The sequence below is a fragment of the Agrobacterium tumefaciens genome (assembly GCF_013318015.2).
GTDB classification, from domain to species: domain Bacteria; phylum Pseudomonadota; class Alphaproteobacteria; order Rhizobiales; family Rhizobiaceae; genus Agrobacterium; species Agrobacterium tumefaciens.
The window spans coordinates 109539-125501 of sequence record NZ_CP115846.1; the positions used below are offsets into that span (position 1 = coordinate 109539).

Below are 15963 nucleotides of genomic sequence, written 5' to 3' on the forward strand. Positions count from 1 at the left end.
TTGTATCGAATGCGGAGCTAGACCCCGAGGTTGCCGATTAAGCAGATATCGCCATGAAACCGTCAGGAAACCCGAACGTCGATCTTAGCGGTTCGACTGCATCGTTTGCCGAAGTTCCCGCCGGAGCTACCCCTGTCCTTAATCTAATCGAGCCCAGGAACCGTCCGGCTGACGACTCGCTTGAGGGCCAAACCGATCGCGGCGAGCATCCATCTGCATCATTTGACTATGATGGCATGAAGCTTGGCGCCGCGGAGCGTGAAGCATACGAGAACTGGTGTCCATCGAACCGGCCTACATGGAAAGATCTGGTACTCAGGGCGCGCCTTGATGCAATCGACAGTTCCGCTTGGCTCCCCGATTTGGGCGAGGAGTCGCCTTTGATCTTCAGATATGAAGGGATTCCGCTGGGTGAGGGGGAACGGCAAGCCTACAAAGAATGGCAAGAGGAGGCTCAGCCCACATGGGAAGACCTCGTTGTCAACGCACGAATGGCGGAACCTGATCCTTGTGCTGACATTGCAGACGAGCACAATCCCCTCAAAGAAGGCGAGGAGTTTCGGTCTCAAGCGTCGAAACGCAAGCGGAAAAAACCGATCGACCAGGACGAGAATTCTTCTACATCGTTTTACTATGACGGGATGAGGCTCGGAGAACCCGAGCGCGAGGCATATGATAACTGGGGCAACGCGGAGCCGCCCACGTGGAAAGACCTGGTACTTAAGGCGCGCCTTGATGCAATTGACAGCTCCGCCTGGCTCTTTGCTTCAGAAGGGTCTTCCTCGACTTTTGAGTATGAGGGAATTCCACTGGGTGAGGGGGAACGGCAAGCCTACAAAGAATGGCAAGAGGACGCTCAGCCCACGTGGGAGGACCTCGTCGTTAATGCACGCATGGCAGAACTCGACCATTCTTCTTGGATTACAGACGAGCACAATTCCCTTGAAGAAAACTTAGAGTTTCGGCCCGATGCAAGACAGGCCAGCCTGAAGGACTCGACCGACCAGCGGAAGAGTTCTTCCGCGTCATTTATCTATGATGGAATGAAGCTCGGGGAACCCGAGCATGCTGCATACGAGAACTGGAGCAAACCGGAACGACCGTCATGGGAAGCCCTCATCCTAGATGCGCGCCAGGCTTCCATAGCAAGCTCTTCGGTTTCGAATTCGTTACTTGCAAAGACATCCTCGCCAGTCTTTCTATACGAGGGAATGTCGCTAGGGGATGCGGAACGTCAAGCGTATGGAAGGTGGAGGCAGCCTGCCCAACCGCGATGGCAAAATCTTGTGGTGAACGCGCGCCTTGCGGATCTTGATCCGTTGGCCTGGATTCCCGATGAACATGATCCGTTTGCGGAAGCCGAGGCGCTTAGCCCCACTTCGCAATCGAGTGACGCCAACAAGTCCAACCGCGCTTTGGGTAATCAATCAGATTCAGGCCGGCCCGCCTTCGCATATCTGGCAGCACAAGAGGCGAGTCACCTGCAATCACCGGCATGCTCACAATTGGAAACGAGGCGTGCATTAAATTTCGGGTCGCCTGGACCGGATGCAAATCCAACGGAAAGCATCGCCAAATGTAATCGTTTGGATGGCGTCAGTAAAATTAAGCGATTAGGCACCAAAGGCCGCCGGGCAGTAAACGCGACTATTCACGGCGGCAAGTTCGGTGCGCAAGGACTGTTGTCCGAAGATTGCGGACAAGCGGCTGAGCCCTCTCCGTCGGAACAAACTACTCGGCCGCGAACCGATAATATTGGTACCTATGCAAGCCGGAAAAACGAACGAGCTCGGCTGGCTACAGAGACCGGGAAATACGAATCGGAGCACATTTTCGGATTTAAGGTCGTCCACGATACTTTGCGGGCGACCAAAGAAGGCCGTCGTCTCGAAAGGCCAATGCCGGCATACCTCGAATACAAGGAGCTTCATCGGCAACACGTAGGGACAGGAAGAGGACGGACTGGACTGGTCGGGCGCGGATGGCCAGATGATGCGAGCTATCGCGCAGATCAAAGGGCAACCCTGTCGGACCCTGTTGCGTCCGCGGAAGGTGCAACAGCTTCAAATGGGTACCAGTTGAACCAGCTGGGCTACGCGCACCAGCTCGCCACCCATGGTCTCCAAAGTGAAACGCCCGATGGGGTTACCATGCCAATTCAAGTTGCGACAATTAGCTACAACTATACAGTGAGTCGTGATCCGGTCCTTTCACCACCCAGTAAAGAACAAGCGCCCCCATTGCTACACCTTGGGCCTCGTGGGCAAACGGAAGCTGTGCTTGCCCGCGAGACCGCATTGACCGGAAAATGGCCAACTCTCGAGCGTGAGTGTCAAGTGTATCAGCGGTTTTTGGCCCTGTACGACGTAAAGAAGGATCTGGACGCCAAACAACTTGGTGTACGGCAGAAAAAGCAGGCACTCGTTGCGGCGTTGAACCGGACCGCCGGCTTAATTGGCGCGTCACCTTTGGAAGCTCAATCGTCGACCGCTAAGGTTGAATATACTACCGACGAGCCCGATGAACGACGGGTTTATGATCCGCGCGATCGAGGCAGAGACAAAGCGTTCAATCGCTGACAAAGTCGCCTAGACAATGATTGTTACGGACTTCGCAATCGATTTCTTGACAGCAGTGCCATTCAACTTTTGATCCACCATCTGCTTGTCTCGTCCCTGGAAAATAATCGGCGGAGAAACGCACGACAGCTTCTATTGCCAAGCCCCGTGCGATCGATCTCATGGCATATTCCCGTTATGGTCGATTTTTCGAGGGGCCGCGCAACCTCTCTCAGCAAAGATGAAGTTCTCGCGGGCCCGCCATGGGTCTCCAGGAAAATCCAGGGCGTCACGGTCGGTAAAGAATTGAAGACTTTAAGCAAACGCGAACTTGACGCTCAAAGACTACGCGCCGCGGAGCGCGCCCTCGATAAACAAGTCTGGCAGAATCCTCCCGTTAACCCCTCCCGGTCGCAACGAGGAGATGCCAATAGTCATCTTCGAAACGAACGCGATGAGCGGCTAGAGTCGGAGATGACGATCGCGCATCAAGCCGCTTCCGTCTCCGTTGGCGAGGATCGCCAAGCTCTTGATGCCGCTCGATCGACCTTGAATGAACTGCACAACTCGCCATCGTCGGATGATAGGGCAAACTTGAGTTCGCCGAGAGCCGAAATTTGCGACCGTACAACGTATCCGCCGTCTCCATCCCATTGAATACGGATATTCCTGAGCATTGAAGTCCGTGCCAATACGTCTCCGGCAAGAGCTGGAGATTTGGCATGGCGGATGATGAGGGATTTGCTGGGCGCTTTGAGATTGTCGAGGCGCGTCGAGGAATACTATCCCCCTCGACAAGCGAAGAGTCTGATCCGTGGGGTCGAGGCCGTGCAGAACACCGTAAACGCTAACGGCGGGATCCCGAATGACCAGTCATTGTGGCATTCCGAAAGAATTACATTCACACGGCACCGGTTACTCGATCACTATCTCCTGCGGCCTTATTCGATAAAGTCGTGCTAACTCCGTGACTTGGCAAGAATTACATATGAAACGCGATATTCGTTTAATGACGGAGGCTCGGATGGTAGATTCACCGAAGGCTCAATTCTATTAGGAGTCTTGATTGTGTCCGAAGAGTGACTGCCGCTGCAGCAGCCTAGAAAGCAATGCACCGTGATGATGTTGATCGGACGGCTTTCGTCCCGCGCAGGCTACCGGCTGAAGCCGCTTACGTCGATAGTCAAGTTGACCTGGCGGCAAACCGACAACCTCACTGTGTGACTTGTTTTGAGCGACTTTTGGTTCAAGAGAAAGATGAAAACCGTCGACGATGGTGGGCTTCCGGCAAAGCATGCGCCACGTCTGAAGAGAGTTGTGCAGGAGGCCCTACACTCGCACCGGGCCATTCGGGGCCATGAAGATGGAGCAAACCTTAATTTGCACCGATAATTTTCCGTTCGATGGATTTGGGCTGGGCAGGATCGGAGCGGAAGGCACTAGGAAAATCGTAATTTCTGTAGGAGAAACAATGATATGGTGATCATCAAGCTAAATGCGAATAAAAACATGCCTGTCTTGGCGGTTGAGAAGCCGCAAGAAATTCACAAAGAGGAGTTGAGCGACCATCACCAGTCAAATGGCTTTACGAGTTTGGATCTCGAAATGATTGAACTGGAGAATTTTGTCCTTCACTGCCCGCTCCCCGAAGAAAACCTAGCCGGCTAAAAGGAGTTAGACGATGGATCCGAAGGCCGAAGGCAATGGTGAAAATATCACTGAGACCGCAGCAGGCAATGTCGAAACTTCTGATTTCGTGAATTTGAAGCGCCAGAAGAGGGAGGGCGTAAATTCCACCGGGATGTCCGAAATTGATATGACGGGTAGCCAAGAAACTCCCGAACACAACATGCACGGAAGCCCGACTCACACGGATGATCTCGGCCCGCGGTTGGATGCGGACATGCTCGATTCTCAGTCAAGTCATGTTTCTAGCAGCGCTCAAGGCAATCGGTCTGAGGTTGAAAATGAGCTATCCAACTTATTCGCGAAGATGGCTTTACCAGGCCATGATCGGCGTACCGACGAGTATATTCTTGTGCGGCAAACCGGACAAGACAAGTTCGCAGGTACTACTAAAGGTAACCTCGATCATCTGCCCACCAAGGCGGAATTCAATGCGAGCTGCCGGCTCTATAGGGATGGAGTCGGCAACTACTATCCCCCGCCCCTCGCATTCGAGAGGATCGATATCCCGGAGCAATTGGCTGCACAATTGCATAACCTGGAGCCAAGAGAACAGAGTAAACAGTGTTTTCAGTACAAGTTGGAAGTCTGGAATCGCGCTCACGCAGAGATGGGCATCACTGGCACCGACATCTTCTATCAAACAGACAAGAATATTAAGCTCGACCGAAATTATAAATTGAGGCCTGAGGATAGATATATACAAACAGAGAAATACGGGCGCAGAGAAATTCAAAAACGCTATGAGCACCAGTTTCAAGCTGGTTCACTGCTGCCGGATATCTTAATCAAGACCCCGCAAAATGATATACATTTCTCGTACAGGTTTGCGGGCGACGCTTACGCTAACAAGCGATTTGAGGAATTCGAACGCGCAATCAAAACTAAATACGGTAGCGATACCGAGATCAAGCTCAAATCCAAATCTGGGATTATGCATGACTCCAAATATTTGGAATCATGGGAGCGGGGCAGTGCGGATATCCGTTTCGCAGAGTTCGCCGGCGAGAATCGAGCTCACAACAAGCAGTTTCCGGCTGCGACTGTGAATATGGGAAGGCAGCCAGATGGCCAGGGAGGCATGACTCGCGATCGCCATGTAAGCGTTGACTACCTATTGCAAAACCTACCCAACTCCCCTTGGACGCAAGCCTTGAAAGAGGGAAAGTTGTGGGATCGAGTTCAGGTCCTTGCTCGCGACGGAAACCGTTACATGTCACCTTCAAGACTGGAATATTCCGACCCCGAACACTTTACCCAACTGATGGATAAAGTTGGTCTGCCCGTGTCGATGGGTCGGCAAAGTCATGCGAATAGTGTCAAGTTTGAGCAGTTTGACAGACAGGCAGCGGTTATTGTTGCGGATGGCCCGAACTTACGTGAGGTTCCAGATTTGTCCCCGGAAAAGTTGCAACAACTGTCTCAAAAAGATGTCCTGATAGCGGATCGCAATGAAAAGGGGCAAAGAACCGGCACTTACACTAATGTTGTGGAATATGAGCGCCTGATGATGAAATTACCGAGCGACGCAGCGCAGCTTCTCGCTGAACCGTCCGATAGATATTCACGTGCTTTTGTCCGGCCGGAGCCAGCATTGCCCCCCATCAGTGACAGCCGGCGGACTTATGAAAGCCGACCGCGCGGCCCAACCGTAAACAGTCTGTAGATTTCCTGATACCGCGTCAGTGACGAAGCCCTTTAGTTCAAAATATGCATTTGAAAGGATTCAACAATGGTCGACACGACGAAGAAGAGTGTCGCGAAGTCGCTTACGGCTGACATGCGCCGTTCTGCTAAGCGGCTTTCTAAGCAAATGCGTAAAGCCTCGCTTACTGAAGAGGAGGCAACAAGGAATCTAGCCCGGCTCGAAACGCCGGACCAGAAGCGAAAATATGTCGCCGATATGCAGATAATCGACAAGCTGGAAGACGGCTTTCGAGGCGAAATAAGCTATAAAATGCTTGGAAATAAACAGCTTCGGGTCGACAGCCCAAAAGAATTAACGCGCGAGCATGGTATAATAAGAAAAACAAGAAAGGTTCTGAAGCGTAACGCAGAGACTGGCAATGTTTACTTGGGTCTCCACGAAAAGAAGACCTGGAGGAGCGTTAGCAGCCATCTTTATGCCGAGGACGGTACACTTCGCGCGAAGCATGTGAAATACAAAGACGGACGCTTTGAAGAAAAATGGGAACGAGACGAAAATGGCCTGCTGTTCCGCACGCAGTTTGTCAACCGAAATCGGCTATTTCAACCTATTTCCGAGAAGGTCAGCACACCCTACCGGAGCGGACCGGAAAACCGGCTCTTTCGTGAACTAACCCGTCGAAAAGGTTCCAAGCAGGAAACTTTTGAGCGGGACGAAAAAGGCAACCTCGAGCTCATCGGCAGCAAACGTCTCGGCTTTTCCAAGAATTCGACGAAAGCCGTGGATCGTCAGACCTCTCAGACGACAATTCGAAAACTTGGTGGCGCATTCAGCAAATCTTATAGATCCCTGCTAGACACAGAGGGCAACGAACTTGGCCGAGATATATCGAGTCATCGACGGCTCTTCAACAAGCGATCGGCTGTCTACGATGAGGCTAGCGGGCAATTGACGAGCACCAAGCATACGTTCGGTAAGATCTACAAGAGTGAAACAGCGTATTTGAACGCTGATATCAAAAAAGTCTCAAAAAAGATACTCGGCGTGACGGTTCGTCGGAAACTGACGACGCTAAGTGAACAAGAACACGACGCTCAGAAGCTGCGAAATTCGGAATCCATTGAGCATAGGAAGGCTTGGCAAGAGCGCGCAGTTATCCCTAGATCGCCTCCACGGGAGACGGCAAATGTGGATTCGGCGCCGCAGTCGCATCTGGTCAACTCTCTTAGAGACGGCCGTCGTGATGAGGCTGAGCCTAGGGTTGTGCCTGCAAAAGACCGACGATTTGATGGCGTTATACAAAATTCACCCTTGTTTCGGCAACCGAACTCCGAGCGACGGGTCGGTTCCCAAACACTACCTCCATCGTCAAATGTGCGTGCCTCAGATCCAGTTTTTCCAAGGGAAGGCGCTAAGTCGGAAAAAGGGCCAGTGGCGGTCAATCTCCAGCGTGATAATGAAAGGGAAAAGCAAGAGGAAAAAAACCTCAGTGAGAGGCGGGGAAATCTCTTCCGGTCAAGCCGGTCAATAACAGAGATGTCGTTTCCCGGATCGCCGGAAAGAATAACGATGTTAGGTTCGCGGCGGGCCTCGATAAACCCATCCGCCGATCCGCAATCGCCGGTCGGCAGAACGGATTCCCAAGCGCCGCCGATGTCCTTATTTCCGATCAATAATCATCAGTCGGATCCAAACGAGCAAGAGCTCTTGAGTTTCCTGCATAGCGTGCCAGTCCCGCCGCCTTTGGAAGTACATGGCGCACCAGGCGGGCGTGTTGAGGACAGCCTCCGTGGAGCTTCCGGAGACAGCCTGGTGCGAACGAGTTCAGTGTCGGAGAGTGTGTTCGATGAACATTCGCAAGGGCCTTTGGAACGCGATCACTCGACCAATGCGACAAGTGAGCGCTTTGATCCGCAGGCTTTGTTTGGCGAACCGGGCTTGTCGCGCGTCTCAGAAACACGACCAGAACTCTCGATGCAAGGCGACCATTTGACAAATTCGGAACAGCAAGCGTTACTGGATGAACTGCTTAGTGTGCCATTACCGGGTCCTTTGCCGAAGGCGGATCATGAGCGACCGAGGGTTTTGGAAAGCTCACGGAGCCGAGAGCGCTCCATGTCAGGAGGGCTTTCACTTTAGAATGAAATTACCGATTCAAGTGTCCACCCAGTGGCTTGATTGAAACAGGCCAAGATGTGCGGAACACACCACTTCGAGGTGGTGCTCGAGGAATAGTTCAGAGTTGTGACATCCCGCTGCGCAGCCTCTACGCATATTAGATGACTCTGCGAGAACGTTTGTGTAGCTTGCAATGTAGCTATGTTGAACCGCCAGCCCATAGGAGCAATGCCGTGAGTGTCTCATCAAAGCCCACCTGCCGTGTCGTGCGGCCCCGCGATACCTATGCCGGAAAACAGGGCTTCAGCGTAACCGATGTCCTACCCCCCCGTTGTTCTCGCCGCCCTAATCTGTGATCGGCTTTCCATGGACGAGCAACGGGAGTTTCTCCATGGAGAGTACATTGGAGTTTCTCACAACCAGGAAGTCTGGACGTGAGATTCACCGGCATTGGCCGGACGAGGTCAAGGCGCAGATCGTTTCGGAAAGCTTGAGACCTGGCGCGCGATGGTGAATGAGGGCGCCGAGCGCTATGGATTGCGGGCGAACCGCCTTTCGACTTGGCGAACGATGGCGCGGCAGGGCAAGCTTGTTCTACCTGCACCCGATGACCCAGTGGAGTTCGCAGCGGTAGTCATCGATCCACCCGTTGCGGAGCCGCTGATCAATAAAACTAGCCGCCCTGAGATCATCGTCGGCGCTGTCACCATCCGCCTGGAAGAAGGTGCGTCTGCCGCCCGCATTGCCGCTATTGCGCGTGCCTGCGCGGTTCCGGCATGATCTTTCCGTCGAACCGCGTACGGATCATGGTCGCGAGCAAGCCGGTCGACTTCCGTAATTATGCGGCGATGATAATTATGCAGAGTCGATGACGCAATTCTATAGATTATGTATTCATTATAGCTGCTTAGTTAAAATGCGCAGGCGCGGTCGCTCCACATAATATGCTCCCTCACGATGGGTTCACCCTGTGAGGAGAGTAACATGGATGCCAATAGTCGTAATCACCGGTTCCTCGATCCCGGCCCTTTGTCGTCATGGATCGATCGGTTCGCAGATGAGCTTGCCGCTCAGAGGTATACGCCGCTGACCATTGAAGGCTACACGGCCTCGGCTCGTCATTTCGCAGCTTGGCTTGATAAATCGGGGATCTCGATGGACGTCATCGATGGTGATGTCGTTCGTCGCTTTGCCGAACATCGCTGTCGATGTGCCGGTGGGCGACAGTGGCTGCGGGTCTCGCCAAAATACTCTCGCCGTGCCGGGAGGTTCGTTGTTTTCCTGCAAGGGGCAGGTGTCGTATGTCCACCCCCGAAGATCGCGTCGCCATATCCCCTGCTTGACGGCTATCAGAGCTGGTTGCGCGTCCACCGAGGACTGTCGGAACGAACGATCACCCGTCACCTTCGCGACCTCCATAAGCTCTTGCCGGTGCTCGGCGCGGCGACCCTCGACTATGATGCCGCCCTGATCCGTAACGTTGTCCGGGAGTGGCGCGAGCGAACCGGGCCAGCTAATCTGAGGACCATAACAAGCGCCTTGCGCAGCTATCTCCGCTACCTCGCGGGTGCCAGCTTGTGCCGTCCCAACCTCGATCACGCCATTCCCCCGGTCTTGCAGTGGCGCCTTTCATCGTTGCCGCGGTATCTTGCAGCCACCGAGGTTGAAAGCGTCATTGCATCCTGCGATCAACTCAGCAGAGGCCAACTGCGGGACCGGGCAATCCTGCTTCTATTAGCTCGTCTTGGACTGCGGGCCGGGGATGTGGCCGGACTCAGGCTCGACGACATCGAATGGACGTCAGGTATGCTGCGCCTAAGTGGCAAAGCGCGCCGGCAAGTTCGGCTGCCATTACCGCAGGACGTCGGTGATGCACTTCTCGCATACATCGAGCAGGAACGGCCGCGCGTGCCTCAAGAGGCGGTCTTTCTTACAATGATTGCTCCCTTCCGGTCATTTTCACAGTCCAGTCATGTCTCCACGATCGTAGCGCTGGCGCTAAAACGTGCGGGCATTTCAGATCCCCCGTCGTCGGGAGCGTGCTTGCTGCGCCACTCGGCGGCAACCTCGATGCTCCGCGCGGGGGCCACACTCGAAGCTGTTGGCACGGTGCTGCGTCACCGTTCGATCGATATGACCGCACATTACGCTAAGGTCGATGTCGCGATGCTGGAGCAGGTTGCCCAGCCTTGGCCGGGAGAGCTCCCATGCTGAGTCAGCTCCTCGCCGACCATGCGGCGCTGCATCAAGCCCTGGGATTCAAGTTTAGGACCCCAGGCATTCTCCTGCGCAACTTCGTCACCTTTGCCGAGCATCGCGGTGAGCATTTTATAACGACAGCAACCGTGCATGAGTGGGCGCTACAGGCGCCTTCACGCGAACAACGTCGCAACCGCCTATTGGCGGTCCGTCGCTTCGCGCTCTCGCTGCATGCCGAAGATTCGCGCCACGAAGTTCCCTCCGCTGATCTTTTCGGCCGCGCAACTCGCAATCGCCGCACGCCCTACATTTATAGTCCCGGGGAGATCCGACAGCTGATAGACGACGCTCAGCGACTTGGCCCTGACGGTTCAATCAGGCCGCTCACCTACGCCACGATGTTCGGGCTGATTGCCGCGACGGGCATGCGTGTTTCGGAGGCGATCGCCATTCGATTGCCGGATGTGACCGACGATGGGTTGATCATCGCCCAGACCAAGTTCAAGAAGAGCCGGTTGCTGCCGCTCCACCCGACCACCCGACGCGCTTTGGACGGATACCTCGCCACTCGCCTGAAGGCAGCAAGTCAGAGCGATGCGCTTTTCATATCGCATCAGGGAACGCCGCTCGCTTATCCGACAGTGATAACGGTCTTCTTGCAGATTATGCGATCGATCGGGTTGCGAGGGGCTGCAGGATCGCGAGGGCCGCGGATTCACGATCTTCGCCACACGTTCGCCGTCCGCTCTCTCGAACACTGTGCGCACGATTCCCAGGCGGTCGCGCAGCATATCACCGCACTCAGTACCTATCTGGGGCACGCCCATGTAACCGATACTTACTGGTATCTCCAGTCAACGCCGGAGCTGATGACGCATATGTCGGCAGCCGGCGAGACATTGCATCGAGGAGTGACGGCATGACCCAACTTGCCCAGCACCTCACCGCCTTCCTGCGCGAACATCTTCCCCGGGAACGACGTGCAAGCGTTCACACTTGCGATGCCTATGCCTATAGCTTCCAGCTGCTGGTGACGTTTGCCGCGCGACGATTGAGCAAGCGACCGTGTCTGCTGCAGATCGAAGATTTCGACGTACCGATGATCCTCACCTTTCTCGAACACATCGAAGAAACGCGTGGCAACAAGGCCCGTTCGCGCAACGCCAGGCTGGCGGCCGTGAAGTCCTTCTTCCGCTATCTCGAGCATCGCGTACCCGCAGTGCTGGATCAGGCCTTTAGGGTGCACGCTATTCCGATGAAGAAGATTGACGAGGCGCTCGTGGCTTCGCTTTCGCGTGCCGAAGTGCAAGCGCTGCTTAGTGCACCGGATCGGCGGTCATTATCAGGCATTCGGGATCGAGCCATGCTGCATCTGGCTTTCGCCGGCGGGCTGCGCGTTTCCGAACTCGTTGGACTCACCCTCGACCAGTTCGACGGACGGTCACCCGCTAGCATCCATATCATCGGCAAAGGACGTCGAGAGCGCGTGCTACCGCTCTGGCATGAGACTGCAGCCGCGATCCGCGCCTGGATCGCGGTCAGACCCAAGAATGGCGACACGGCGCTCTTCCTGAACAACGCTGGTAGGATGATGACCCGCTCCGGTTTCGAATACATCCTCGAAAAGCACGCCACCGCCGCCGTCAGCGTCGCGCCCACGTTGGCGACGAAGTCGATATCGCCACATGTCCTGCGCCATAGCTGCGCAATGCACATGCTTCAGGCGACGCGCGACATTCGCAAAGTAGCGCTGTGGCTGGGTCACGCCACTCTCCAGAGCACGGAGATCTACCTGCGAGCTGACCCGTGCGTATTTCGGGAGAACGGGACAGTCGTTTCAGTAAATCGCGGACAGTGGTTTCACTAATTCCGGGACAGCATGATGTGGTCGATTTTCGCCTGCCTGGTTGAAGTCATGAGAGATTGATTTCTCCGTTTTCAGCGCCGGTCAAGTGGGATGGTGTTTTTTGCCGTCGCATGCTGTCGCCTTCAAGGGCAATGCGGTGCGCATTGTGGATGATCCGATCGAGGATTGCGTCTGCTATTGTCGGTTCTCCTATCATGTCGTGCCACTGGGCGACGGGAAGCTGCGCGGTGATGAGCGTCGATTTCCGGCGATAGCGTTCCTCGAAGATTTCCAACAAGTCGAGGCGCTGTTGATCGGTGAGCGTGTGCGTTCCCCAGTCGTCGAGGATCAGCAACGGGACGCGGGCGAGTTTATCGACCAGCCGTGGAAAGCGACCGTCGAGCCTGGCAAGGCTAAGGTCTTCGAACAGACGCGGCATGCGCAGATACAGGATGGAATGATCGAGCCGGGCAGCTTGGCGACCGAAGGCGCAGGCAAGCCAGGTTTTTCCCGTGCCGGTCTGGCCTGTGATGATCATATTCTCATGCGCCTTCAGCCATGCCCCTTGCGCAAGCGACAAAGTGTTGCGGCGGTCGAGACCACGATGAGCGGCAAAGTCGATGTTCTCGATGCAGGCATCGGGAAAGCGGAGCTTTGAAGCTGCAAGCCGGTTGGTCAGGCGCTTGTCGGATCGCAGAGCCGTTTCCCGATCAAGCATCAGGCCAAGCCACTCGTCACGGCTGAGATCGCTGCTGTTGTTCTGAGCGGCAAGTTCGCGATAGGCCGTTGCCATTCCGGCAAGGCCAAGGGCCTGCATCTGTTCAAGAGTTGGATGTGTCAGCATGGGTCTTTCCTTTTCCTTCACTGGTAATAGGAGCCACCGCGGATGTTGGTGTGCGGCGGGGTGGGTTTTGCCGAATCGATCTGGGGTTTGGTCCGATCGAGACCGGATTTGAGAATGGCGGCGACAGAGGAATAGGTGATGGAGTTTATGACCAGCGCCCGCTCACAAGCCGCTTCCAGGCGATCCGTCTCATAACGGCGGGCAAGGGACAGAATGCCGAAAGCCGAGCGATATCCCTGTTCGGGATGAGGACGATCGCGCATCACCCGCTCGACCAGAATGGCAGTGTTCACCCCGATCCTTGCGGCTTGGTTCAAAAGTGATGCCGGCGTCGTGTTGGCATAACGCTGGTGGGATTTGGGCATGTGCTCGTTGATTGTGACATGCCCGGATCGCTGAGAACGCCTGATATGGCTGGCAATCCGCTTGTGATCGAGGAATATCTCGACCACCCGATGGGTAAGACGCACATCAACTTGTCGGCCGATCAAGCGATGCGGCACAGAGTAGAATGTCTTGTCGACTTCGACGTGGTAATCGGGATGGACCTTTGCCGATTTCCATTCCGCATAGTCGAATGGCGTCGCTGGCAGCGGCGCAAGCGCCTTTCTCTCCACCTCCTCGAACAGATCTCGGCGCGACTTGCCGATATGGCGCATCGGGCGGTTGTTCAAGTCGTCAAGCAGAACCGAGATCGCGGCGTTTAGATCAGACACGCTGAAGAAGCGCCGGTTTCTGAGGCGAGCCAGTATCCAACGCTCGACGATCAGCACGGCGCCTTCGACCTTGGCTTTGTCACGCGGCTTGCGGCTTCTGGTCGGCAGGATGGTCGTATCATAATGTTCGGCCATGGCAGCGAAGGTGGCGTTGAGCGTGGGCTCGAACCACAGAGCCTTGGCAACGCCTGCCTTCAGATTGTCGCACACGATCGCCTTCGGGACGCCGCCGAAGAAGCTCAGTGCGCGTTCCTGACCCTCGATCCAGTCCGGCAGTTTCTGGCTGAAGCTGGCATAAGCGAATGTCAGTGACGAGGCGGGAAGCATCGCCACGAAGATTTGCGCAGAGTGGATGACGCCGGTCGAAGGGTCGGTGATGGGGATGGTGTGGCCGGCGTAATCCGTCTGCATCACCGCGCCCGCCTCATGGCGGTTGCGGAAGGTTGCGTGAGCGCGGCGTTCGAAGGCGGCAAAACGGTCGCAGAACCATGTGTAGCCGTAGCCGTCGGGATGGCTCGCCCTGTATTCCTGCCACAGCAGCGTCAGCGTCACACCCTTGCGCTTCAGCTCGGCAGAAACGGACCGCCAATCCGGCTCGACCAGGTCTTGTGGCGGTCGACCAACCCGCCGGAAGAGATGTCGCTCCAGCGCGGCATCGTCATCGAGACCCGCAGGTAACGGCCAGACCGAAAGGCCGGTCTCCTTCGCTCGCAGCAGATACGTCGCCACAGAGGTTTTGCTGATCTTCAGGCGTTCCGAAACGGCGCGAACCGAAAGGCCCTGTTCATGCGTCAGCCGCAGTATCGATCGAATGTCTTTCACTGTCGTTCGTCTCGCTTGCTTCCGTCTTGGCATGGCCCCTCTCAACCGATGATGAGGAGGCAATCTGCCAGAACGGCGCTTGCGAAAATCGACCTAAATCTGCATCCGAGACTGTCTCGGAATTAGCGGAATCGCTGTCCCGTATTTACTGAAATCGCTGTCCGCGAATTACCGGAAGCGCTGTCCCGAGATTAGTGAAACACGCAGACCCGACCGAAAAACTCGAGATGCTCAACGCTTTGGTGCCACTCGGCATCAAGCCAGGCAAATTCCGCCCGCCGGATAAACTGATCGCGATGCTTGCCACGCGATAGCGCATAGTTATGTGGAGCCGATGGATGTCAAGAAGTCGCCCAAGGCGTCCATCGACGTCATCGACTCCGCATAATTATCATCGCCGCATAATTGCGCATGTCCGTATAGCCCGTGGCCAGCCAGACCTTCACACCACTCGGAACCGGGATCATCGCAGACCCAATACGCAATCGAGAATCCGGCCAAGCGCGTCCGTGTCGATGTCGCTTTCCACGCGGACACGCCGACCCCGACCTAGTTCGATTGTTACATCACTGCGCTTCCGACGAGGAAGGAATTTGGTGGGTGGTTCCGGCTGAGCGGGGGAGACTGTCGAAGCGGCCTCGGACACGATTACCGGCACCAAAGCCGCAGTGTCAGATCTTGGCTCCTCGATCCGACAAAGCTCTTTGCGCCAACGGAACAACTGGCTGACATGGATGCCGGCCGCGCGGGCAATCTCGGAGATGACCGCGTCTGGCTCAAAGCACGCAGCGACGAGCCGCTCTTTATCTTCGCGTGACCAACGCCGACGGCGCTCCACAGACGTGATCACCTCAATTGGATGCTTCGCCATATGACTACTCCTAGTGTTACCACTAGGACTGGCAGTCAGCAGGCCGTCATCGCAAGACGGCCTTCACCGTGGGCTTACATTCCAGGTAGGCGTGGCTGAAGTCGATCAGGGCTACGACATCCGGATGATTGACGGCTTTCACCGTTGCGGCAACTTCGGCCGGAGTCTGACGATACTGGCCCGGCTCCGTTGTGAAAATATTCTCAAAGGCGATGCGAATACCGTACGCTTTGGCATGCTCGCCCGATTCGAGCAGCGCTTCGCATTGACGCTCGTCAGCGCCGGCGCGTTGAGCGATCTGATCGGCGCGCAGAAAGCCCGCGTGCTGGACGAGAACGCGGGCGTCGATGCTGTCGCAAATCTCGACCCGTGCCTTTGCAGCATCGACCTGGTGCCGGCGCGTTGCCGGGTCCATGAAGTTCGAGGACACGAGGCCGTGCACGGTATAGCGGAAGGAAAACGTCTCAAGAAGGGTTCTGAGCCGATCGGCACGCTCTTTGACGATGCGGCCACCTGCGATCAGATCGAGGCTGGAAAGGGCGAGTTCGACCGTGTCGACGCCGATTGCCTCAAGGCGGCGCAGCTCTCTCTCGAGGCTGTCAAGCTCGCCGTCCGTCGATGCCGTATTGAAGCCCGTTGCGATAATATTGTTCAT

At 55.7% G+C, this 15963-nt stretch carries 13 protein-coding genes and 1 pseudogene; 10 read left to right on the plus strand and 4 right to left on the minus strand.

Going from position 1 to position 15963, the window contains the following annotated elements:
* Positions 1–53 precede the first annotated feature (53 nt).
* From G6L97_RS27730 to G6L97_RS27775, 10 genes are all read left to right on the plus strand, one after another.
* Complete coding sequence (locus G6L97_RS27730; RefSeq protein ID WP_174004700.1) at positions 54–2579, plus strand: virA/G regulated protein; 2526 nt, start codon at positions 54–56, stop codon at positions 2577–2579.
* Between the two features lie 177 nt (positions 2580–2756).
* On the plus strand, positions 2757–3215 hold the full coding sequence (locus G6L97_RS27735; RefSeq protein ID WP_233278938.1) for a virA/G regulated protein: 459 nt from the start codon (positions 2757–2759) through the stop codon (positions 3213–3215).
* A 452-nt stretch (positions 3216–3667) separates the two neighbouring features.
* A complete protein-coding gene (gene virE3, locus G6L97_RS27740; protein WP_174004702.1) occupies positions 3668–3919 on the plus strand; it encodes a type IV secretion system virulence effector VirE3 in 252 nt (83 codons plus the stop codon).
* A 115-nt stretch (positions 3920–4034) separates the two neighbouring features.
* Positions 4035–4226, plus strand: coding sequence for a type IV secretion system effector chaperone VirE1 (virE1, locus tag G6L97_RS27745; protein WP_010891482.1), 192 nt, complete (start codon positions 4035–4037; stop codon positions 4224–4226).
* Between the two features lie 13 nt (positions 4227–4239).
* Complete coding sequence (locus G6L97_RS27750; protein WP_010891481.1) at positions 4240–5910, plus strand: type IV secretion system single-stranded DNA binding effector VirE2; 1671 nt, start codon at positions 4240–4242, stop codon at positions 5908–5910.
* Positions 5911–5976: 66 nt separating this feature from the next.
* Positions 5977–8031: a virA/G regulated protein gene (locus G6L97_RS27755; RefSeq protein ID WP_174004704.1), complete on the plus strand. Its 2055-nt coding sequence runs from the start codon at positions 5977–5979 to the stop codon at positions 8029–8031.
* A 486-nt stretch (positions 8032–8517) separates the two neighbouring features.
* Complete coding sequence (locus tag G6L97_RS27760; protein WP_108722683.1) at positions 8518–8790, plus strand: hypothetical protein; 273 nt, start codon at positions 8518–8520, stop codon at positions 8788–8790.
* Between the two features lie 204 nt (positions 8791–8994).
* Positions 8995–10224 carry a tyrosine-type recombinase/integrase gene (locus tag G6L97_RS27765; protein ID WP_174004706.1) on the plus strand — a complete coding sequence of 410 codons (1230 nt, stop codon included), beginning with the start codon at positions 8995–8997 and terminating at the stop codon, positions 10222–10224.
* Positions 10218–11132 (plus strand): tyrosine-type recombinase/integrase, encoded by a 915-nt coding sequence (locus G6L97_RS27770; RefSeq protein WP_174004707.1) that lies wholly within the window; start codon positions 10218–10220, stop codon positions 11130–11132. The genes G6L97_RS27765 and G6L97_RS27770 overlap by 7 nt, the downstream gene beginning before the upstream one ends.
* On the plus strand, positions 11129–12076 hold the full coding sequence (locus G6L97_RS27775; protein ID WP_174004709.1) for a tyrosine-type recombinase/integrase: 948 nt from the start codon (positions 11129–11131) through the stop codon (positions 12074–12076). The genes G6L97_RS27770 and G6L97_RS27775 overlap by 4 nt, the downstream gene beginning before the upstream one ends.
* A gap of 46 nt (positions 12077–12122) precedes the next feature.
* Here the strand turns inward: G6L97_RS27775 and istB are convergent, their stop codons facing one another.
* The 4 genes and pseudogenes from istB to G6L97_RS27795 form a co-directional block, all read right to left on the minus strand.
* Positions 12123–12899, minus strand: a complete 777-nt coding sequence (gene istB, locus G6L97_RS27780) for an IS21-like element helper ATPase IstB (RefSeq protein WP_174004807.1) — start codon at positions 12897–12899, stop codon at positions 12123–12125.
* Between the two features lie 17 nt (positions 12900–12916).
* On the minus strand, positions 12917–14470 hold the full coding sequence (gene istA / locus G6L97_RS27785; RefSeq protein WP_174004805.1) for an IS21 family transposase: 1554 nt from the start codon (positions 14468–14470) through the stop codon (positions 12917–12919).
* A gap of 430 nt (positions 14471–14900) precedes the next feature.
* Positions 14901–15308, minus strand: a complete 408-nt coding sequence (tnpA, locus tag G6L97_RS27790) for an IS66-like element accessory protein TnpA (protein ID WP_174004724.1) — start codon at positions 15306–15308, stop codon at positions 14901–14903.
* A 79-nt stretch (positions 15309–15387) separates the two neighbouring features.
* Positions 15388–15963: pseudogene (locus G6L97_RS27795) on the minus strand (sugar phosphate isomerase/epimerase family protein); the annotation flags it as partial.

Excerpts from the sequence above, each read along its gene's own strand:
- G6L97_RS27765 (WP_174004706.1), top strand. The coding sequence starts at position 8,995 with ATGGATGCCAATAGTCGTAATCACCGGTTCCTCGATCCCGGCCCTTTG.
- G6L97_RS27755 (WP_174004704.1), top strand. The coding sequence starts at position 5,977 with ATGGTCGACACGACGAAGAAGAGTGTCGCGAAGTCGCTTACGGCTGAC.
- G6L97_RS27735 (WP_233278938.1), top strand. The coding sequence starts at position 2,757 with ATGGTCGATTTTTCGAGGGGCCGCGCAACCTCTCTCAGCAAAGATGAA.
- istB (WP_174004807.1), bottom strand. The coding sequence starts at position 12,899 with ATGCTGACACATCCAACTCTTGAACAGATGCAGGCCCTTGGCCTTGCC.
- G6L97_RS27750 (WP_010891481.1), top strand. The coding sequence starts at position 4,240 with ATGGATCCGAAGGCCGAAGGCAATGGTGAAAATATCACTGAGACCGCA.
- istA (WP_174004805.1), bottom strand. The coding sequence starts at position 14,470 with ATGCCAAGACGGAAGCAAGCGAGACGAACGACAGTGAAAGACATTCGA.
- virE1 (WP_010891482.1), top strand. The coding sequence starts at position 4,035 with ATGGTGATCATCAAGCTAAATGCGAATAAAAACATGCCTGTCTTGGCG.
- G6L97_RS27760 (WP_108722683.1), top strand. The coding sequence starts at position 8,518 with ATGGTGAATGAGGGCGCCGAGCGCTATGGATTGCGGGCGAACCGCCTT.
- virE3 (WP_174004702.1), top strand. The coding sequence starts at position 3,668 with ATGCACCGTGATGATGTTGATCGGACGGCTTTCGTCCCGCGCAGGCTA.
- G6L97_RS27770 (WP_174004707.1), top strand. The coding sequence starts at position 10,218 with ATGCTGAGTCAGCTCCTCGCCGACCATGCGGCGCTGCATCAAGCCCTG.
- G6L97_RS27730 (WP_174004700.1), top strand. The coding sequence starts at position 54 with ATGAAACCGTCAGGAAACCCGAACGTCGATCTTAGCGGTTCGACTGCA.
- tnpA (WP_174004724.1), bottom strand. The coding sequence starts at position 15,308 with ATGGCGAAGCATCCAATTGAGGTGATCACGTCTGTGGAGCGCCGTCGG.
- G6L97_RS27775 (WP_174004709.1), top strand. The coding sequence starts at position 11,129 with ATGACCCAACTTGCCCAGCACCTCACCGCCTTCCTGCGCGAACATCTT.